The sequence below is a fragment of the Sphingomonas endophytica genome (genome assembly GCF_001476895.1).
Classification (GTDB): domain Bacteria; phylum Pseudomonadota; class Alphaproteobacteria; order Sphingomonadales; family Sphingomonadaceae; genus Sphingomonas; species Sphingomonas endophytica_A.
Genome location: NZ_LDTB01000294.1, coordinates 1 through 549 on the forward strand (window position 1 = coordinate 1; position 549 = coordinate 549).

Consider the following 549-nt stretch of genomic DNA (forward strand, 5'->3'; position numbering starts at 1 on the left):
CGTCACCTTGAAAGTGACGTCGTTGGCCGTGCCTGACAGCGCCAGCATGCGCTCGACGCCGCGGTCGAGATCGGCCTGGCGCTTGGCCATGCTGAGCGCTTCGCCGGTGCAGGTGGTCGCGACGCAATTGACCCATTGGCCGCCATGCACGACGCCGACCGAGAAGGTACAGTCCTCGGTGGTCATGCCGTCGATAGCGATGATCTGCCGGGCCATTTCCCGGATCGCGGAACGGCCGGAGGACAGCGGCGCGCCGGCATGGCTCGGCTTGCCGGTGGCTTCGAGGTTGAAGCGCGCGATCGCGTAGCGGCCGGTGACGACACCGTTGTTCGGCCGGCCGGGCTCCGGCACCAGCACATATTTGTTGCGTGCGGCCTCGGCCTCGATGATGTCGCGCGTCGAGGGCGTGCCGACCTCTTCATCGGGCGTGAACAGCACCGTGATCGGCAGCGGCGTCGTGAAGGACGCGCGAGCCAATTGCCGGATCGCTTCGATCGACAGATAGTTGCCGCCCTTCATGTCGAAGATGCCGGGCCCGAAGCACTTGTT

The 549-nt window shown here is 66.1% G+C and carries 1 protein-coding gene; it reads right to left on the reverse strand.

The features are described 5' to 3' along the window. Nucleotides 1-549, reverse strand: a 549-nt coding sequence (locus tag NS334_RS17270) for a M20/M25/M40 family metallo-hydrolase (protein ID WP_153002842.1), incomplete at both ends; no start/stop codon positions are given.